This is a genomic window from Kitasatospora sp. NA04385 (genome assembly GCF_013364235.1).
Taxonomy (GTDB): domain Bacteria; phylum Actinomycetota; class Actinomycetes; order Streptomycetales; family Streptomycetaceae; genus Kitasatospora.
Map to the genome: position 1 here is coordinate 1,865,747 of NZ_CP054919.1, position 18,708 is coordinate 1,884,454.

18 protein-coding genes are annotated in these 18,708 nt (G+C 75.8%); 6 read left to right on the forward strand and 12 right to left on the reverse strand.

Annotated elements, in window-relative coordinates:
* Window positions 1–9: 9 nt before the first annotated feature.
* A complete protein-coding gene (locus tag HUT16_RS08085) occupies window positions 10–2,346 on the reverse strand; it encodes a Tex family protein (protein ID WP_217712168.1) in 2,337 nt (778 codons plus the stop codon).
* Between the two features lie 234 nt (window positions 2,347–2,580).
* Here HUT16_RS08085 and HUT16_RS08090 point away from each other — a divergent pair, with 234 nt between their 5' ends.
* Entirely contained in the window at window positions 2,581–3,903 is a 1,323-nt protein-coding gene (locus HUT16_RS08090; RefSeq protein WP_176186861.1) for a glycosyltransferase family 87 protein, read from the forward strand.
* Window positions 3,904–3,931: 28 nt separating this feature from the next.
* The gene (locus HUT16_RS08095) at window positions 3,932–4,315 is read left to right on the forward strand and encodes a PPOX class F420-dependent oxidoreductase (RefSeq protein WP_176186863.1); all 384 of its coding nucleotides are present in this window, start codon (window positions 3,932–3,934) and stop codon (window positions 4,313–4,315) included.
* A gap of 22 nt (window positions 4,316–4,337) precedes the next feature.
* Here HUT16_RS08095 and HUT16_RS08100 read toward each other — a convergent pair whose 3' ends face one another.
* From HUT16_RS08100 to HUT16_RS08130, 7 genes are all read right to left on the reverse strand, one after another.
* Window positions 4,338–5,120 carry an SGNH/GDSL hydrolase family protein gene (locus HUT16_RS08100; RefSeq protein ID WP_176186865.1) on the reverse strand — a complete coding sequence of 261 codons (783 nt, stop codon included), beginning with the start codon at window positions 5,118–5,120 and terminating at the stop codon, window positions 4,338–4,340.
* A gap of 100 nt (window positions 5,121–5,220) precedes the next feature.
* Window positions 5,221–6,474 (reverse strand): cytochrome P450, encoded by a 1,254-nt coding sequence (locus HUT16_RS08105; protein ID WP_176186867.1) that lies wholly within the window; start codon window positions 6,472–6,474, stop codon window positions 5,221–5,223.
* 348 nt (window positions 6,475–6,822) lie between these two features.
* Complete coding sequence (locus HUT16_RS08110) at window positions 6,823–7,623, reverse strand: family 1 encapsulin nanocompartment shell protein (RefSeq protein WP_176186869.1); 801 nt, start codon at window positions 7,621–7,623, stop codon at window positions 6,823–6,825.
* Window positions 7,620–8,645, reverse strand: coding sequence for a Dyp-type peroxidase (locus HUT16_RS08115; protein WP_176186871.1), 1,026 nt, complete (start codon window positions 8,643–8,645; stop codon window positions 7,620–7,622). Before HUT16_RS08115 ends, HUT16_RS08110 begins: the two co-directional genes overlap by 4 nt.
* Window positions 8,646–8,836: 191 nt before the next feature.
* Entirely contained in the window at window positions 8,837–9,289 is a 453-nt protein-coding gene (locus HUT16_RS08120; protein WP_254897704.1) for a MarR family winged helix-turn-helix transcriptional regulator, read from the reverse strand.
* Between the two features lie 59 nt (window positions 9,290–9,348).
* Window positions 9,349–10,269 (reverse strand): MerR family transcriptional regulator, encoded by a 921-nt coding sequence (locus HUT16_RS08125; protein ID WP_176186875.1) that lies wholly within the window; start codon window positions 10,267–10,269, stop codon window positions 9,349–9,351.
* A gap of 125 nt (window positions 10,270–10,394) precedes the next feature.
* Entirely contained in the window at window positions 10,395–11,297 is a 903-nt protein-coding gene (locus HUT16_RS08130) for a LysR family transcriptional regulator (protein ID WP_176186876.1), read from the reverse strand.
* A gap of 96 nt (window positions 11,298–11,393) precedes the next feature.
* On the opposite strand from HUT16_RS08130, the gene HUT16_RS08135 reads away from it, so the two are divergent.
* Entirely contained in the window at window positions 11,394–12,224 is an 831-nt protein-coding gene (locus HUT16_RS08135) for an oxidoreductase (protein WP_176186878.1), read from the forward strand.
* Window positions 12,225–12,308: 84 nt separating this feature from the next.
* Entirely contained in the window at window positions 12,309–14,423 is a 2,115-nt protein-coding gene (locus tag HUT16_RS08140; protein ID WP_176186880.1) for an MMPL family transporter, read from the forward strand.
* 93 nt (window positions 14,424–14,516) lie between these two features.
* Here HUT16_RS08140 and HUT16_RS08145 read toward each other — a convergent pair whose 3' ends face one another.
* The 3 genes from HUT16_RS08145 to HUT16_RS08155 all read right to left on the reverse strand — a co-directional run bounded on the left by HUT16_RS08145 (window position 14,517) and on the right by HUT16_RS08155 (window position 16,138).
* Window positions 14,517–15,062: a sigma-70 family RNA polymerase sigma factor gene (locus HUT16_RS08145; protein WP_176186882.1), complete on the reverse strand. Its 546-nt coding sequence runs from the start codon at window positions 15,060–15,062 to the stop codon at window positions 14,517–14,519.
* 57 nt (window positions 15,063–15,119) lie between these two features.
* A complete protein-coding gene (locus tag HUT16_RS08150; protein ID WP_176186884.1) occupies window positions 15,120–15,626 on the reverse strand; it encodes a hypothetical protein in 507 nt (168 codons plus the stop codon).
* 140 nt (window positions 15,627–15,766) lie between these two features.
* Complete coding sequence (locus HUT16_RS08155) at window positions 15,767–16,138, reverse strand: helix-turn-helix domain-containing protein (RefSeq protein WP_176186886.1); 372 nt, start codon at window positions 16,136–16,138, stop codon at window positions 15,767–15,769.
* Window positions 16,139–16,237: 99 nt separating this feature from the next.
* Here HUT16_RS08155 and HUT16_RS08160 point away from each other — a divergent pair, with 99 nt between their 5' ends.
* Window positions 16,238–17,449: a pyridoxal phosphate-dependent aminotransferase gene (locus HUT16_RS08160; protein ID WP_176186888.1), complete on the forward strand. Its 1,212-nt coding sequence runs from the start codon at window positions 16,238–16,240 to the stop codon at window positions 17,447–17,449.
* Window positions 17,450–17,535: 86 nt separating this feature from the next.
* Here the strand turns inward: HUT16_RS08160 and HUT16_RS08165 are convergent, their stop codons facing one another.
* Complete coding sequence (locus HUT16_RS08165) at window positions 17,536–18,312, reverse strand: DUF6215 domain-containing protein (RefSeq protein WP_176186890.1); 777 nt, start codon at window positions 18,310–18,312, stop codon at window positions 17,536–17,538.
* 113 nt (window positions 18,313–18,425) lie between these two features.
* Here HUT16_RS08165 and HUT16_RS08170 point away from each other — a divergent pair, with 113 nt between their 5' ends.
* Window positions 18,426–18,692, forward strand: a complete 267-nt coding sequence (locus tag HUT16_RS08170) for a hypothetical protein (RefSeq protein ID WP_176186892.1) — start codon at window positions 18,426–18,428, stop codon at window positions 18,690–18,692.
* Window positions 18,693–18,708 lie beyond the last annotated feature (16 nt).

Genomic DNA, 18,708 nt, shown 5'->3' on the forward strand with positions numbered 1-18,708 from the left:
CCGGGCGCGCTACTTGCCGAGGCCGGCGCGGCGGAGGGCGTCGGCCATCGCGGAGTTGGCGGGTGCGGGCGGGGCGCTGTTCGGGCGGCGGTCCTGGCGCGGGGGCCGGGAGTCCCGGCGGGGGGTCTGCTCGCGGCGGTTGCCACCACCGGCGCCGGGGCCGGAGCCGGGGGCGGTCTCGTCGTCGAGGCGCAGCGTCAGGCCGATCCGCTTGCGCTGGACGTCGACGGCGGTGACCTTGGCGCGGACGATGTCGCCGGGCTTGACCACCTCGCGCGGGTCCTTGACGAAGTTCCTGGACAGCGCGGAGACGTGCACCAGGCCGTCCTGGTGGACGCCGATGTCGACGAAGGCGCCGAACGCGGCGACGTTGGTGACCACGCCCTCCAGGACCATGCCGACCTCCAGGTCGGAGATCTTCTCCACGCCGTCCTTGAAGGTGGCGGTCTGGAAGGCGGGGCGCGGGTCCCGGCCGGGCTTGTCGAGCTCGCCGAGGATGTCGGTGACGGTCGGCACGCCGAAGGTGGCGTCGGCGAAGTCGCCGGGCCGCAGCGCGCGCAGCGCCGGGCCGTTGCCGATGAGTTCGCGCAGCTGCCCGCCGGTGGCGGCGAGGATGCGGCGGACCACCGGGTACGCCTCGGGGTGGACGGCCGAGGCGTCCAGCGGGTCGTCGCCGTCGGGGATGCGCAGGAAGCCCGCGCACTGCTCGAACGCCTTGGGGCCGAGCCGGGCGACGTCCTTGAGCGCCTTGCGGGTGCGGAACGGCCCGTTGGCGTCCCGGTGGGCGACGATGTTGTCGGCGAGGGTGCCGGTGATGCCGGAGACCCGGGTGAGCAGCGGCGCGGAGGCGGTGTTGACGTCGACGCCGACGGCGTTGACGCAGTCCTCGACCACGGCGTCCAGCGAGCGGGAGAGCTTGAGCTCGCTCAGGTCGTGCTGGTACTGGCCGACGCCGATCGACTTGGGGTCGATCTTGACGAGTTCGGCCAGCGGGTCCTGGAGGCGGCGGGCGATGGAGACGGCGCCGCGGATCGACACGTCCAGCCCGGGGAGCTCCTGGGCGGCGAACGCGGAGGCGGAGTAGACGGAGGCGCCGGCCTCGCTGACCATCACCTTGGTCAGGCCGAGCTCGGGGTGGCGCTTGATCAGGTCGGCGGCGAGCCGGTCGGTCTCCCGGGAGGCGGTGCCGTTGCCGATCGCGACCAGGTCGACCCGGTGCCGGGCGGCGAGCCGGGCCAGGGTGGCGAGCGCGGCGTCCCACTTGTTGGCGGGCTGGTGCGGGTAGATCGTCTCGTGCGCGACGACCTTGCCGGTGGCGTCGACCACGGCGACCTTGACGCCGGTGCGGAAGCCCGGGTCGAGGCCCATGGTGGCGCGCGTCCCGGCGGGGGCGGCGAGCAGCAGGTCGCGCAGGTTGGCGGCGAAGACCCGCACCGCCTCGTCCTCGGCCTCGGCCCGCAGCCGGGTGCGCAGGTCGATGCCGAGCCGGACCAGGACGCGGGTGCGCCAGGCCCAGCGGACGGTGTCGGTGAGCCACTTGTCGGCGGGGCGGCCGCGGTCGGCGATGCCGAAGCGGGCGGCGATCCGCTGCTCGTAGTCGCTCGCGCCGGGCAGGTCGGCCTCCTGCTCGCCGTCGTACGGGGAGAGGTCGAGGTCGAGGACCTCCTCCTTCTCGCCGCGCAGCATGGCCAGGATGCGGTGCGAGGGCAGCTTGGTGTACGGCTCGGCGAAGTCGAAGTAGTCGGCGAACTTGGCGCCGTCCTGCTCCTTGCCGTCGCGGACCTTCGCGACCAGCCGGCCGCGCGTCCACATCCGCTCGCGCAGCGAGCCGACCAGGTCGGCGTCCTCGCCGAAGCGCTCGACCAGGATGGCGCGGGCGCCCTCCAGCGCGGCGGGCGCGTCGGCGACCTGCTCGTTGACGTACCGGGCGGCGAGGGCGGACGGGTCCTGGCCCGGGTCGGCGAGCAGGGTGTCGGCGAGCGGTTCGAGGCCGGCCTCGCGGGCGATCTGCGCCTTGGTGCGCCGCTTGGGCTTGTACGGGAGGTAGATGTCCTCCAGCCGGGCCTTGGAGTCGGCGGCGAGGACCTGGGCGCGCAGCGCGTCGTCCAGCTTCCCCTGGGCCTCGATGGACTCCAGGACGGCGGTGCGGCGCTCCTCCAGCTCGCGCAGGTACCGCAGCCGCTCCTCCAGGGTGCGCAGCTGGGTGTCGTCGAGGGCGCCGGTGGCCTCCTTGCGGTACCGGGCGATGAAGGGCACGGTCGCTCCGCCGTCGAGCAGGCCGACGGCGGCCTGCACCTGGTTCTCGCGGACGCCGAGTTCTTCGGCGATCTTGCGTTCGACGGGCATGGTCACGGTGCCGGTCACCCCTTCATGACGGTTGCGCGGTGTCGCCCGAGCATTCTGGCAGGTCCGACCGACGGGAGTCCGGTGGACCGGGTGGCCGCCCGGGGCGTGGCGCGTCCCGGGGACGTCCGGGGACACGCGCCGAGCGACCCGGAGCCTGCCCGATTTGTCTGATATGAGAGACGGACGACCTTTTCGAGCCCGCCCCCGGGACGGCATCAGAGCGCACTGGAGGACATGGTGGCCCAGGCCCCCGCCCCGGCCGTCCGGGCTCCCGACCGGCCGGTCCGCTGGACCCGCCCCGCCACCTGGCCCCGCGAGGTGCTCGCCCTCGCCGCGTACTGGGTCGCCAGCCGGGTGCTGATGGTCGGTCTGATCCGCTCCGGCCGGGCCGAGCCCGCCGTCGAGGTGCACCAGCTGTACCGGGGCTGGTACCGGGTCCTGCGCACCGGCACCTTCCCGGTCGACGACGTCACCTGGCAGTACCCGCCCGGCGCGGCGCTGCCGATGCTCGCGCCGGGCGCGCTGCCGCTGCTGTCCTACCTCCAGGCGTTCGTGCTGCTGATGCTGCTGGCCGACGCCGCCGTGCAGGTCGCGCTGCTGGCGGCCGGCCGGGGCCCGGGGCGCTCGGTGTGGGGCGCCTGGGCCTGGGCGCTGGCCCTGCCGCTGCTGCTCGGCCTGCCCTACGGCCGCTACGACCTGGCGGCCACCGCGCTCGCGGTCGGCGCGCTGCTGCTGTTCCCGGCCCGGCCCCGGCTGGGCGGGGCGCTGGCCGGGATCGGCGCGCTGGTGAAGGTGTGGCCGGCGCTGACCGTCCTGGGCACCCCGCGCGGCCGCACCACCCGCCAGGCCTGGACGGCCGCCGCCGTGTCGGCGCTCGCCCTGCTGCTGGTGTTCGCCGCGTTCTTCGACCACACCTTCGACTTCCTGCACGCCCAGCGCGGCCGGGGCGTGGAGATCGAGTCGCTGGGCGGCAGCGTCCTCCAGCTGGCCCGGCAGTTCGGCTGGTCCGGCCGGGTCGAGCAGCACTACGGCTCGTTCGAGTTCCTCGGCCGGTACGTGCACCGCCTCTCGCAGCTGTCGCTGCTGCTGACCGCCGCCGCGTTCGGCTGGCTGCTGCTGTGGCGGGTGCGGGCCCGGCGCTGGACGGCCGCCACCCCGTACGACGCGGCGCTGAGCGCGGTGCTGCTGTTCACCGTCACCAGCCGGGTGATCTCCCCGCAGTACCTGGTGTGGCTGATCGGCCTGGTGGCGGTCTGCCTGACCGTGGAGGGCACCACGCAGCGGCCGGTGGCGTTCCTGCTGCTGCCCGCGGTCGGCGTGACCACCGTCGACTACCCGCTGTTCTTCGACTCGATGCAGGCCGGCGGGTGGTGGCCGACCGGGGTCATCCTGCTCCGCAACGGGCTGCTGCTGGCCGCCTCCTGCTGGTCGGCGGCCCTGCTGTGGCGGGCCACCGTGACGCCGCCGCCCGCGGCCCGGCCGGTCGCCGGGGAGCCCGGCGGACCGCGCGCCGAACCGCGCGCCGACCCGGACCAGGACGCCGTGCCGGCGGCCTGACGGCCGGTCGGCGCCGTACACTCCCCCAATGGCCGACACCGCGCTGGACCGGCTCGCCGCCGGCAAGTACCTGCTGATCACCAGTTACAAGAAGGACGGCACCGGCGTGCCCACCCCCGTCTGGGTGGTCCGGGACGGCGACGCGCTCGGGGCGTGGACCACCGCGCACTCCTGGAAGGTCAAGCGGATCCGGCGGCGCGCCGACGTCCTGGTCGGCCCGTGCGACGTGCGCGGCAACCCGCGCGGCGAGGCGCTGCCCGCGCGCGCCGAGATCGCCGACGCCGAGACCACCGAGCGCTACCGGCGGCTGCTCGCCCGCAAGTACGGGCTGGTCGGGCGGCTCACCCTGCTCGGCAGCCGGCTGCGCCGCGGCCGGACGGGCACGGTCGGCCTCACCCTGCGGCTCACCTAGGCGCGGGCCCGCCCGGCCCCGCTCAGCCCCCGTACGGCAGCAGGTCCGGGCGCTTGGCCGGGCGGCCGTCCCCGGAGGAGCGCCCGCGCAGTCGGCGGCCGATCCACGGGCCGACGTGGGTGCCCAGCCAGCGGACGTCCTCGCGCGCCTTCCGGCCGCGGGTGCGGGTGTCCGGCTCGGCCAGCGGCGCCCGCCAGTCCCGGTCCGCCGGGCGGCCGAGCGCCTCCAGCACCGCCAGCGCGACCCGGCGGTGGCCCTCCGGGGACAGGTGCAGCCGGTCCTCCGCCCAGAGCCGGCGGTCGTCGAACACCGGCGCCGAGAACAGGTCGACCAGCACCACCTGGCCCGGGTGCTCGCGCACCAGGCCCTCCACGTACGCCTTCATCCGCAGGATCGCGGGTAGCAGCCGGCGGCTTCCGGCCATCCGGCGGGTCGGGTCGGTGGAGGTGAACAGCACCACGGTGCGGCCCTCGGCGAGCAGGCCGCGGACGCACTCGCCGAGCAGCCGCTCGACCTGCGCGACGTCGCAGCCCGGGCGCAGCACGTCGTTCAGGCCGCCCGCCAGCGTCACCAGGTCGGCGTCGGTGGCGGCGGCCGGGCCGACCTGCTCGGCGCGGATCTGGCCGATCAGCTTCCCGCGCACCGCCAGGTTGGCGTACCGGAAGCCGGCCGACCCGGCCTCGGCGGCCAGTGCGGCCGCGACCCGGTCCGCCCACCCGCGGAAGTGCCCGTCGGGCAGGACGTCGTCGCACATCCCCTCCGTGAACGAGTCGCCCACCGCCACCATCGCCCGGTACTGCCGCACACCGCCTCCTGGGTCGTTCCCGACCGCCCACCCTACCGAGGCGTGACCGGTGCGTTCGGGCGGCCGCCGGGCCGGGTGCTCAGGCCGCCGGGCGGGGTGCTCAGGCCGCCGGGCGGGGCACCACCTCCAGCGCCGCCGGACCGCTGACGATCATCGAGGGCAGCCGTGCGGGCTCCCGGCCGGGCTCGGCCAGCGCGAGGTCGGGCAGCCGCTCGAACAGCGTGCGCAGCGCGATCTCGGCCTCCAGCCGGGCGAGCGGCGCGCCCAGGCAGAAGTGCGGGCCGTGGCCGAACGCCAGGTGGCCCTTGTCGGGACGGGAGGGGTCGAACGCGTCCGGGCGGTCGGGGTGGCGCTCCGGGTCGCGTCCGGCGGCGGCGAACCCGATGATGATCGGATCGCCCGCGCGGATCAGCACGCCCTCGCCGAGGTCGATGTCCTCGACCGCGTACCGCAGCGGGAGGTGCATGACCGGGCCGTCCAGCCGCAGCGTCTCCTCGATCACGTCCGCCCAGCCGATCGCGCCCGCCCGCAGCCGGGCCGACTCCTCGGGGTGGGTGAGCAGTTCGAGGGCCGCGCTGGTGATCAGGTTGACGGCGGTCTCGAACCCGGCGGCGATCATCGTCAGCAGCGTGCCGAGCAACTGGTGCTCGGTCAGCGGCTGTTCGCCGGGACGGTCGGACAGCAGCAGGTCGCTGGTCAGGTCGGACGCCGGACGGGCCCGCTTGTACTCCACCAACTCGCCCAGGCGTCCGTAGAGTTCGGTCTGCGCGGCCAGCGCCGCGGTCTCGTCGAGGGAGGAGTCCAGCACCGTGTCGACCAGCTCGCCCAGCGTCTCGCGCATCTTCTCCGGGACACCGAACAGGTCGCAGATCACCGTCATCGTCAGCGGCCGCGCCAGGGCCTCCCGCAGGTCGGCGCGCTCCCCGGGGGCGAGCGCGCCGAGTTCGTCCACCAGCCGGTCGGCGGTCTCCTGCACCTGCGGGCGCATCCGCTCCGCCCGGCGCGGCAGGAAGGTCGGCGCGATCCGGCCCCGCGCGGCGCGGTGCTCGGCCCCGTACTGGTTGAAGAAGCTGTCCTGGAACGCGACCGACCCCAGCACCCAGCCCTCCGGCACCTGCGCCGCCCCCGGCCAGTGCCGGCGGTAGTCGCGGGAGACCCGCGGATCGGTGGTCAGCGCCTGGATGACCGCGTGCCGGGTCACCGACCAGGCCCGCACGCCTCCCGGCAGTTCGACCAGCGCGGCGGGGCCCCGCTCCCGCAGCGCGGCGGCCTCGGCGTGCGGTGCGCTCGCCGTCGGGTCGAGCACGGGACAGCCGTGGAAGGACGGATGGGGTTCGGGCTGCGGAGCGTTCATGTGCGGGCCTCCTTCGGGTGGGGTACCACGTCCAGGGCCGCCGGGCCGTTGACGATCATCGACGGGACGCGGGCGGGCTCCCGGCCGGGTTCGGCCGGATCGGGGAAAGGACACCTGGAAACATCGGAACCGGGCACGGCGCGCTCCCCTCACCGGAATCCCCGCACGAGTCCTCACATCGTGCGGCCCCGCGCCCCGCCCCGGAAGGCTTCCCCCGGCATTGTCCGGATTCCGCCCCCGGCTCTCCCAACTCCCCTTCCAGTAGCCACAGTTGGCCCGGAAAAACCCACCCGCCCCGGCCGGGCGGGCCGGAGCGGGGCGGGGTGGGCGGGGGTGCGGGCGGCCGGGTCAGGCGGAGGTGAGGGTGACGGCCGCCTCCGGGGTGTGGAGCTGGAAGGTGAGGGATTCCTGGAGGTAGAGGTGGACGGTGGTGTCGTCGTGGGAGAGGTAGCCGATGGAGAGGTCCTCGCCGAGGTGGAGTTCGAAGTCGCCGCCGCGGGCGGAGAGCAGGACGGCGCCCTCGACGGCGGGGGCCCAGATGATCTCGCCGTCGAGGAGGCGGGCGAGGGGGTTGTGGACGGGGTAGCCGTGGTCGGAGGTCTCGTTGACGGCGGTGAAGGTGTCGGCGCCGAGCAGCAGCGAGTAGGGGCCGCCGACACCGGCCAGGCGCAGCGCGGTGAGGGCGCGGCTGACGGCGTTGGGGTACTCGCGGACGTCGGCGGGGAGGGCGACGGGGTGGTTGGAGGAGCCGTCGCGGATGCCGGTGATGCCCGCGGCCTGGTAGCCGTCGAAGACGGCGCGGTCCTCGGCGAGGGCGATGGTGCGGGCGGCGTCCTTGACCGGGTCCCAGTCGGAGTCCTTGGAGCCGCGCTCGACGTCGTCGACGGCGGCCCGGGTGACGGTGAAGGGGACGCGGAGCTCGACGACCTGGAGGGACTCCCGGGCGCGGGCCCGGATGCCGTTGGCGGGGGCGGCGATGTCGGCGAGGTGCCCGGTGCCGACGGCGGCGAGTCCGGGGCCGTCGGGGCCGGCCAGGTCGACCACCCGGCGGCCGGCGACGTGCAGGCGGAAGGTGCGCCGGGCCTCCTCCTCGATCTCGGCCCAGGCGGCGGCGGAGACGGGCGCCAGGTCGCGGTGCAGGTTGTTCACGGTGCGGTGCTCCTTTTCAGGCTGCCGATGTGGAGGCTGCCGTCCCGGACCGCCGGGACGGGCACGGCTTCGGCGGCCGGGGCGGGCGCGCCGGGGGCGGGTGGCGGGTCGTCCAGGAAGTCCGCGCTGGGGACGTGGAAGAAGGTGCCGGTGACGGCGGTGGAGAAGTCCAGCAGCCGGTCGTGCGCGGCGGGGCCGCGGCCGAGGAACATGTTGCGCAGCATCTCCTCGGTGACCCCGGGGTCGCGGGCGTACCCGATGAAGTAGGTGCCGCACTCGCCGCCCTCGGCGAAGGAGCCGAACGGCATGTTCAGCCGCCAGATGTCGCGGTCCTCGCCGTCCGGGCCGGTGACGGTGTTCAGCGCGACGTGCGAGTCGGCGGGCTTGGCGGCGTCGTCGAGTTCGACGTTGTCGAGCTTGGTGCGACCGATCACGCGTTCCTGGTGCTCGGTGCCGATCGCGTTCCAACCCGCCATGTCGTGCAGGTACTTCTGCACGATCACGTAGCTGCCGCCGGCGAACGCCGGGTCCTCGCCGCCGATCAGGACGGCCTCGGCGGCGTCCCGTCCGGTGGGGTTCTCGGTGCCGTCGACGAAGCCGATCAGGTCGCGGCAGTCGAAGTACCGGAAGCCGTGCGTCTCGTCGAGCACGGTGACCCGGTCGCCGAGCCGGCGGCTGGTCAGGGTGGCCAGTTCGAAGCAGAGGTCCATGCGTTCGGCGCGGATGTGCAGCAGCAGGTCGCCGGGGGTGGCGGGGGCGAGGTGCCGGGGGCCGGCGAGTTCGACGAAGGGGTGCAGGTCGGCCGGGCGGGGGCCGGCGAACAGGCGGTCCCAGGCGTCGGAGCCGATGCCGAGCACCAGGCTGACCTCCTCGCGCGGGGCCCGGGTGCCGACGCTGCGGGCCAGGCCGCCGAGGTCGGGCAGCAGGTCGCGGACGGTCTGCTCGCCGCCGTCCTCGATCCCGAGCACCAGGAACACGGCGGCCCCGGTCAGCGTGGCGAGGACCGGTTGGGGCTGCGGCATGGCGGGTGCTCCCAGGGGGCTGCCGGACGTTCGGACGCCCGCCGACCATACCGGGCAAAAGGTTCGAGAACCCGCGATGGCGCCCGAATCGGGCGTGTCCGGCGGGACGGTTCCGGGGCCCGTCCGGGAACCCGCCCGGGGCCTGTCCGGGAACCCGTCCGGGGCCCGCCGCCGGCCGCCCGGTCCGGCGGCTACTCGGCCCGTCTGGCCAGCCGCAGTTCGGCCAGTTCCTCGGTCATCCGGGTGAGGAAGCGGACCACGGTGGCGACCTGCTCCGGCGCGAACTCGGCCCGCACCCGGTCGGTGCACTCGGCGACGGGGGCGAACCACTCGCCGGCGATCCGGGCCGCGTCCGGGTGGTAGTGGACGTGCACCTGGCGCCGGTCCGCCTCGTCCCTGGTCCGGTGGACGTGGCCGGCCCGCTCCAGCCGGTCCAGCACCGCGGTCACCGCGCCGGAGGTCAGCCCGAGTTCGGCCCGCAGCCCGCCGGGCGTGATCCCGGGCGGGTCGGCCGCCCGCAGCACCGCCAGCAGCGCCTGGACGTCGGTGGCGTGCAGCCCCGAGGCCGCCGCGAAGTCGTGCCCCAGCAGGTTCATCTCGGAGGCCAGCCCCTGCAACAAGCGCCCGAACTCCCGCTGCGCCACCGCCCGCTCCTCCACCACCGCACCCGTCCGCCCGCCTGCCCGGTCACCCGCCGGACCGGTCACGACCCTAGCGCCCGCGCCAGCAGGTCGAGCGCACCCGGCAGGTCCCGGGGGAGCAGGGCGCCGGGCGGGCGGGTGGCCCGCTGCCAGCCCGGGCCCGCGGCGAGCAGGGCGGGACGGACCCGGGCGCCGCGGGTGCCCCAGGCGGTGGCGGCGACGGCGCGGGCGGGGGCCGGGTCGGCGGTGGCGCGGGTCTGCGACCAGAGCAGGACGGCGGCGGGGCCGGTGCGCCGGACGGCGGCGGCGAGCGCCTCGACGGGCAGCGCGGCGCCGAAGATCCGGAACGGCAGGCCGCGTTCGGAGAGCGCGGCGGCCACCGCCTCCAGCGGCAGGGTGTGCTGCTCGCCGGGCATCGCGGCCAGCAGCACGGGCGGTCCGGCCGCGGCCGCCGGGGGTTCGGCGATCCGGCGCAGCGCGCTGGAGACGTGCCAGGACAGCAGGTGCTCGACCTCGACGTGGTGTTCGCCGCCCCCGGCGGCCCAGCTGCGTCCGGCGGCGCGCAGCGCGGGCGTCATCACGTCCGTCCAGGCGGCGACGGCGCCCAGCCGTCCGACGCTGGCGTGCAGCAGGCGGGCCACCTCGGGCGCGTCCAGCCGCCGGGCGGCCCGGGCCAGCCCGCGCACCTCGGGCCGCACCTGCCCGGCCGGGGCCTCGACGGCGGCCGGTTCGGCGGGCCGCCCGGCCAGCGCGGGGGCGAGCCGGGCGGCTTCGGCGGGCGGCGTGCCGCGCGCGGTGAGCCGGCACATCGCCTCCAGCACGGCCACGTCCCGCACCGTCCAGCGCCGGTGCCGCCCCTCGGCCCGTTCTGCCGGGCCGATGCCGTAGCGGCGCTCCCAGGAGCGGACGGTGGTCGGCGACACGCCGAGCCGCCGGGCGACCTCCCCGGTGCTCGCCGTCACTTCGGGCAGCTCTTCTGGCACCGCGTCAGCCTACGGCCTGTTCCCCGGTGCCCCGCCGCCGTCCCGGGAGCGCGGGCGGGGTAGCCGGACCGTCCGCCGGGGGCAGGACCGTCCGCCGGGGGCAGGACCGTCCGCCGGGGTCCGGCCTACCCGCCCACCGTCGCGCGGCAGGCTTCCGCGTAGGCGCGGACGAGGGGGTGGCGGGCGTCCTCGCGGCGCCAGGCGAGGGCGTAGTGGCTGGGGCCGATGCCGGTGACGGGGCGGGTGGTGACGCCGGCGTGGGCGATGAGGGGGGCGTTGCCGTCGGCGACCAGGCAGACGCCGAGGCCGGCGATCAGGGCCTCGTAGGTCTCCTCGACCCCGGCGACCTCGGCGCCGATCCGGGGCGGGCGGCCGGCCCGGGCGTCCAGGGCCAGCCAGTGGTCGCGCAGCGGGCCGGCGTCCGGGGGGAGGGCGAGGAAGGGTTCGTCGAGCAGGTCGGCGAAGTCGACCGCGGGGCGGGCGGCGAGCGGGTGGGCGGCGGGGAGGGCGATCCGGCGGGGTTCCTCGGCGACGACCGTCCAGTCGTAGCGGTGCGGGTCGGGCAGCGGCAGCCAGACGAAGGCGACGTCGGTGCTGCCGTCGGCCAGGCCCGCGGTGGGGTCGTCCCAACTGACCTGGCGCAGCCGGGTGGTGACCTGCGGATGGGTGGCGCCGAGGCGGGAGCGGACGGCGGGGAGCAGTCCGCCGCGGGCGGGGCTGGTGCTCATGCCGACGGTGAGGGTGCTGCGCTGTTCGGCCTTGGCGGCGGCCAGGGCGTCCGCGCCGCGGGTCCATCCGTCGAGGACCTCGCGGGCGTGCGGGAGCAGGGTGTGGCCGGCGGCGGTGAGGGTGACGCGGTGCCGGTCGCGGCGGAACAGCTCGGTGCCCAGCCGCTGTTCGAGGGCCCGGACCTGTCTGCTGAGCGCGGGCTGGGAGACGTGCAGCCGTTCGGCGGCGCGGGTGAAGTGCAACTCCTCGGCCACGGCGAGGAAGTAGCGCAGGTCGCGGGTGTGGACGTCCAGGGCCATGCCGATTGGTTATCACCGCGGGTCTTGGACCGGCAACGGGGTTCGGCGGCAGGCTGGTGTCCGTTCGGAAGTACGGCGGGCGAAAAGGGAGTTGCCGTGAACAGGGTGTGGCTGGTGACGGGTGCGGGCAGCGGTTTCGGACGGGCGCTGACGCTGGCGGCGGTGGCCGCGGGTGACGTGGTGGTGGGTGCGGCGCGGCGCCCGGAGTCCTTGGACGACCTGGTGGCCGCGCACCCGGACCAGGTGGAGGCGCTGGGCCTGGACGTCACGGACACCGCGGCGGTCGGGGCGGCGGTGGAGCGGGTGGTCGCCCGGCACGGGCGGATCGACGTGCTGGTGAACAACGCGGGCCGCACCCACGTCGGCGCGGTCGAGGAGACCACGGACGAGGAGCTGCGCGCCCTGTTCGACGTGCACGTCTTCGGGCCGGCGGCGCTGGTGCGGGCGGTGCTGCCGCACATGCGGGAGCGGCGTGCGGGCGCGGTCGTGCAGATGAGCAGCGTGGGCGGGCAGCTGTCCTTCGCGGGCTTCGGGGCGTACAGCGCGACGAAGTTCGCGCTGGAGGGGATGTCCGAGGCGCTCGCGGACGAGGTGCGCGAGTACGGCGTCAGGGTGCTCGTCGTGGAGCCGGGCGCGTTCCGGACCTCGCTGTTCGCGGCCTCCCGGGCCGGGGTGAGCGCGGACGGCGGCCGGTACGCGGCGGTGGCCGCGACCCGGGCGGCCGTGGCGGGCGGGGACGGCGCGCAGCCCGGCGACCCGGACAAGGCTGCGGCGCTGATCCTGGCCGCGCTGGAGGCGGAGCGGCCGCCGCTGCGGCTGGTGCTGGGCGAGGACGCGGTGGACGGCGTGCTGGGGCACCTGGAGCAGGTCCGGGAGGACGTGCTGGCCTGGGAGGAGCGGTCCAGGGCGACGGCCTTCGACGCCTGATCCGGTGCGGGCGTCCGTGCCTGATCAGGTGCGGGTGTCCGCGTCGTCCGAGAGATCTCTCAATGATTGAGATATCCTCCGGCCATGCCGACGCCCGCGCCATCCGCCCCGTCCACCTCCCCCGCGCCCGCCCCCGGCCCCGCGCCCGGGCGGCGGCTGCGCTTCCTGCTGCCGCTCGTCCTGCTGCTGGTCTGGCTGGCGCTCGGCGGCGCGCTCGGGCCGTTCGCCGGGCGGCTGGGCGAGGTGTCGACCAACGACGGCGCGGCGTTCCTGCCGCGCAGCGCCGAGTCGACCCGGGTCACCCGGCTGGAGGAGGAGTTCCGCACCGAGTCGACGCTGCCGGTGGTGCTGGTCTGGGAGTCCGGCTCCGGGCAGGTCGACGACGCGCTGCGGGCCGAGGCCGGGAAGGCGCTGGCCGCGGCCGCGCAGGTGCCCGGCACCACCGGGCAGGCCTCGCCGCTGCTGCCGTCCGAGGACGGGCGGGCGCTGGAGGCGGTGGTGCAGCTGCGCGCCGACCTCGGGCCGGACACCAAGGAGTCCGTCCGGGCGATCCGCGACCTGGCCGACCGGGTGCCCGGCGCCACCGCCGGGGTGGCCGGTCCGGCGGCGGTGCTGGCCGACCTGTCGGGGGCGTTCGCGGGCATCGACGGCCTGCTGCTCGGGGTGGCGCTCGGCGTGGTGCTGCTGATCCTGCTGCTGGTGTACCGGGCGGTGCTGCTGCCGCTGCTGGTGATCCTGGGCGCGGTGTTCGCCCTCGCCACGGCCTGCGCGATCGTGTACGCGCTGGCGCAGCACGGCGTGGTCCGGGTGGACGGGCAGGTGCAGGGGCTGCTGTCGATCCTGGTGATCGGCGCGGCCACCGACTACGGGCTGCTGCTGTCCGCCCGCTTCCGCGAGGAGCTCGCCGCCGGGCTGGACCGGTACGCCGCCGCCCGCACCGCGCTGCGCCGCTCGGTGGAGCCGGTCGCCGCCTCCGGCCTGACCGTGGGCCTGGGCCTGCTGGTGCTGCTGCTCTCCGACCTGACCAACAACCGGGCGCTCGGCCCGGTCGGCGCGATCGGCATCGCCTGCGCCGTGCTGTCCGCGCTGACCTTCCTGCCGGCGGTGCTGGCGCTGTGCGGCCGGGCCGCGTTCTGGCCGGCCCGGCCCAAGGCCGACGGCACCGGCGGCTCGCACCGGGTCTGGCAGCGGGTCGCCGAGCTGGTGGGCCGTCGGCCGCGGGTGCTGTGGGTGGGCTCGGTCGCGGTGCTGGCGGCGCTCGCGGCCTGCTCCCCGCTGCTGGACGCCCGGGGCGTGCCGCAGTCCGAGCTGTTCACCACGGCCCAGCCCTCGGTCGCCGCGCAGCGCCTGCTGTCCGCGCACTTCCCCGGCGGCTCCGGCAACCCGGCGGTGATCATCGCCCGCGCGGACCGCGCCGACGCGGTGACGGCCGCCGCCGCACCGGTGCCCGGCGTCGCCGCCGTCCGCCCGTACACCGGGGGCGCGCCCACCGCGCCGCCGGTCGTCGCGGACGGCCTGGTCCGGCTGGACGCCACGCTCACCGACCCGGCCGACAGCGACGCCGCGCTCGCCGCCGTCGCCCGGCTGCGCACCGCCGTGCACGCCGTGGACGGGGCCGACGCGCTGGTCGGCGGCTACTCGGCGCAGCAGGCCGACACCCGGGCCACCGCCCGGCACGACCGGACGCTGATCATGCCGGTGGTGCTGCTGTGCATCCTGGCGGTGCTGGTCCTGCTGCTGCGCTCGGTGCTGGCGCCGGTGCTGCTGGCGGCGACGGTCGCGCTCTCCTACCTGGCCACGCTGGGGGTCTCGGCGCTGGTGTTCCCGCACGTGTTCGGGTTCTCGGCGACCGAGCCGTCGGTGCCGCTGTACGGGTTCGTGTTCCTGGTCGCGCTGGGCGTGGACTACAACATCTTCCTGATGACCCGGGTCCGCGAGGAGACCGCGGCGCTCGGCACCCGGGCGGGCGTGCTGCGCGGCCTGACCGCGACCGGCGGCGTGATCACCTCCGCGGGCGTGGTCCTGGCCGCGACCTTCGCCGCGCTGGGCGTCATCCCGCTGGCCTTCCTGGCGCAGATCGCCTTCATCGTGGCCTTCGGCGTCCTGCTCGACACCCTGCTGGTGCGCTCCGTGCTCGTCCCGGCCCTGGTCCACGACCTCGGCGGCCGGGTCTGGTGGCCGGCCCGCAGGCCGGACTGACGGGCCGGACCGACGGGCCGGGGTGACGAACCGGACCGGCGGGCCGCCGCCGCGGCTGACGGGCTCCGCCCGCGCTGCGGGGGCGGCCGTCCGTCAGCCCAGCTCCACCCGCATCCGGCGCAGGCCGTCCCGCACCCGGCTCTTCACCGTGCCCAGCGGCGCGTCCAGCAGGGCGGCGATCCGGGTCTGGGTGCAGCCGCCCCAGTAGGCGAGGGCGAGCGCCTCGCGCTGGGCGGGGGTGAGGGCGGCGAGGGCGGCGCGGACGGCGCGGTCCTCGATGCGGCGCTCGGCCTCGGCGGCGACGGTGTCGTACGCGGGCCGGTACTCGCGCAGCGCGGCCACCCGTTCGCGCTCGGCCCCGGCCCGCGCGGCGCGGACCCGGTCGACGGCGCGGTGGTGGGCGGCGGTCAGCGCCCAGGCGTGCACGCTGCCGCGTTCGGGGCGGTAGCGGTCGGCGGTGCGCCACAGCTCCAGGAACACCTCCTGGACGACCTCCTCGCTCTGCGCCCGGTCGCGCAGCACCCGCCGCACCACCGCCCCGACCGGGCCGAGGAGTTGCCGGTAGAACGTCTCGAAGGCGTCCGGTTCGCCCCGGGCGACCCGGGCCACCAGTTCTCCGCCGCATGCTTGAGCCGTCACCCTGCCACGGTCGTCCCAACGCTGCGGGGGCGCCACTCGCAGCGTTGGTGCAGCGTTTCAGCCGGCGACCGCGTCGATCCCGACCGCCAGGGCGAGCGCGGCGGCCAGGCCGCCGTACACCACGAGGTGGTAGCGGCGGCCGCGGCCGGTGAAGCGCAGCCAGCTGCGGCCGGGTTCGGCGCCGGGCGGGCCGGCGAGCGCGCCGTAGAGGGTGGCGGAGAGCAGCAGCATCGCCAGGTAGACCGGCCCCCACCAGACGGTCGGCCCGCCGTCGGGGTCCTCCTGCCCGTCCTCGATCAGGGTCGCGACCACCATGAGCGGCAGGCACGCCGCCAGCGCGACCAGGGTGGCGGGCCGCCGGTGCCCGGGGCGCTCGCGCCACAGCGGCCCGACGAAGCTCACCGCGGGCATCAGCAGCGGCCCGAGCAGGTACGCCGGGAAGGCCCCGTCGCCGATGACCGCCGACAGCCCCCAGGCCACCAGCGCGATGCCGACCCCGATGGCCGCACCCGCCGCACCGGCCCGGAAGCCGTCCCGGGCACCGGCCAGATCCGTTTCGTCCACGCCGGAAACCTACCGCCCCGCGCACGCGCCCCGCCCGGCGGGGCACCTCTTCGCCAACTACCATGAGCGACCGAAGAGTTGCCATCGCCCATACGGAGGGGAACCACCTGCGCGGCACCGGCTGAGCCGGGCCCGGGGGGTCAGGGGCGGGCGGCGGTGTACCAGTGCTCGCGGACGGCGTCGGTGGGGCGCGGCTCGCCCAGGTCGGGGCCGCCCCAGTGGGCGAGCGCCTCGACCACCGGGCGCAGTTCGGCGCCGCGGGGGGTGAGTTCGTAGACGGTGGCGTTGGCGGGGCGCTCCAGGCGGCGGCGCTCCACCAGGCCCTCGCCCTCCAGTTGCTTGAGGCGGGTGGCGAGGATGTCGGTGGAGACGCCGGGCAGGTCGGCGTGCAGGTCGGTGTAGCGGCGCGGTCCGCCGAGGAGTTCACGGACGATCAGGAGGCTCCAGCGCTCCCCCACCGCGTCCAGGGCGCGGGCGACGGCGCAGTACTGGTCGTAGCTTCGGCGTGGCATGCCGTCAGCATAGCCAATAGGTTGGACTTTCCAAGTCCTTACTTGGTAGAACGAAGCAAGCCGGCCGCAGGGGCTCGGTGACGGGTCGGGAGGCCGCTGATGGAGTTTCGCCAGTCCAGCAAGCTGAAGGACGTGTGCTACGAGATCCGTGGCCCGGTCGTCGACACCGCCAACGCCCTGGAGGAGGCCGGCCACAGCGTGCTGCGGCTGAACACCGGCAACCCGGCCCCGTTCGGCTTCGAGGCGCCGGAGGAGATCCTCCAGGACATCATCCGCAACCTGCCCAACGCGCACGGCTACTCCGACTCGCGCGGCATCCTCCCCGCCCGCCGCGCCGTCGTGCAGTACTACCAGCAGCGCGGCGTGGCGGGCGTCGGCGTGGACGACGTGTACCTGGGCAACGGCGCCTCCGAGCTGATCCAGATGGCCGTCCAGGCGCTGGTGGACGACGGCGACGAGGTGCTCGTCCCGGCGCCGGACTTCCCGCTGTGGACGGCCGTGGTGCGCTTCGCCGGCGGCAAGGCGGTGCACTACCTGTGCGACGAGGAGTCTGACTGGTACCCGGACCTGGAGGACATCGCCGCCAAGATCACCCACCGCACCAAGGCGATCGTGGTGATCAACCCGAACAACCCGACCGGCGCGGTCTACCCCAAGGAGCTGCTGGAGGGCATCCTCGACCTGGCCCGCCGCCACCACCTGCTGGTCTTCGCCGACGAGATCTACGACAAGATCCTCTACGACGGCACCGAGCACCACTGCATGGCCGCGCTCGCCGACGACGTGGTCACCCTCACCTTCAACGGCCTGTCCAAGGCGTACCGGGTGGCCGGCTTCCGCAGCGGCTGGCTGGCGGTCTCCGGCCCCAAGGAGCACGCCAAGGACTACCTGGAGGGCCTGACCATGCTGGCCGCGATGCGGCTGTGCCCCAACGTGCCCGCCCAGTACGCCGTGCAGGCCGCGCTCGGCGGCCGGCAGTCCATCGACGACCTGGTGCTGCCCAACGGCCGGCTCACCGAGCAGCGCGACGTCACCTGGCGGGCGCTGAACGAGATCCCCGGCGTCTCCTGCGTCAAACCGCGCGGCGCGCTGTACGCCTTCGCCAAGCTCGACCCGGCCGTGCACCGGATCGTCGACGACGAGCGCTTCGTGCTGGACCTGCTGCTCCGCGAGAAGATCCACATCGTCCAGGGCACCGGCTTCAACTGGCCCCGCCCCGACCACTTCCGCTTCGTCACCCTCCCGCGCGCCGACGAGCTGGAGACCGCGATCAACCGGATCGGGCGCTTCCTGGCCACCTACCGCCAGTAGCGGCGGCGGCCCGGCGGCCGCGCGGCTCAGCGGCCCGGCGGCCCGGACGGCGGCTCAGCGGCCCCGCGGCTCAGCGGCCCCGCGGCTCAGCGGTCGCCCGAGAAGGGGCGGAACGAGCTCGGGGACGGGGACGGCCGGGGCGGGCGGGTCGGCTGTCCCGGCTCGGCCGGGAGCGGGGGCGCGTTCCAGCCGTCCAGGCCGGCCATCAGCTTCTCGGCCAGCCCGGGCAGCAGGGCGCTGTCCAGGTAGCCGTCGTCGTCCCGCCACAGGGACAGTTCGAGGGAGCCGCCGCTGCCGTCCGCGTTCCGGGCCACCACGAGGTGGTACGTCGAGCCGCCCGGGTCGCTCCCGCCGGACCCGGCGGCCGCCGGCGAACCCGAGCCGCCGGAGCCGAGGTTGACGGTCAGCCACAGCGTCGGCTCCGCGTAGGCGACCGCGGGCCGCCCGGCCACGGGCGCCACCTCCCGGACGCTCACCCCGGTGTCGTCCAGCAGCAGGTCGTACGGGACGGCGGGGCGGTCGGACACCGCGACCGTCACCCGGCCGACCTGCACCTGCGCCGCCCCGGCGTCCCACCGGGAGTAGGAGCCGACCCCGGCGGCCACGGCGTGCTCGCCCGGGACGCCGAGCAGCTCCGGCAGGTCGGGGCGGTTCAGCGCGGCGCACATCGCCGGGTAGCCGGCCGGCCAGTCCGTCCCGATCGGGGCGCACACGGCGGGCCCGCCGTCCTCGGCCCGCTTGCCGCTCCCGTGGTGGCCCGACTCCTGCACCGAGTGCCAGAACAGCCCGCCCGCCACGGCGCACACCCCCGCCACGGCCCGTACCGCGATCCTCCGGCCGACACCGGCCAGGTAGTCCTGCATGATCCTCCTCCGCGGGAAACCCGGCGAACATAGCACTTCCGTTCGGACCCGCACCGAGCTTTTCCACCAGGGACGTTGGCGCCCCGGGCACCCCCTCGCCGACAATGCGCGGCATGCGCATCTCCCGCGTCCGCGCCTTCGCCCGCCGCCAGCTCGACGGCCGACTGGACCGGGACCGGTTCGACTGGCAGGGCAGGCCCTCCGCCTGGGTGCCCGAACCCGCGCCGGCGCAGGCGGAGGAACTGGCCGCCCGGGTCGCCGCGCACACCGGGCCGCCCTCGGGTTCCACCTGCGGCTGCTGGACGCCGGTGACGCCGCGTCGAGGCACCTCAGCCGGATCCGCTCCTTCCCGCCCCGGGCCGCCGAGCGGGCCGCGCTGATCGAGGAGTGTCAGCA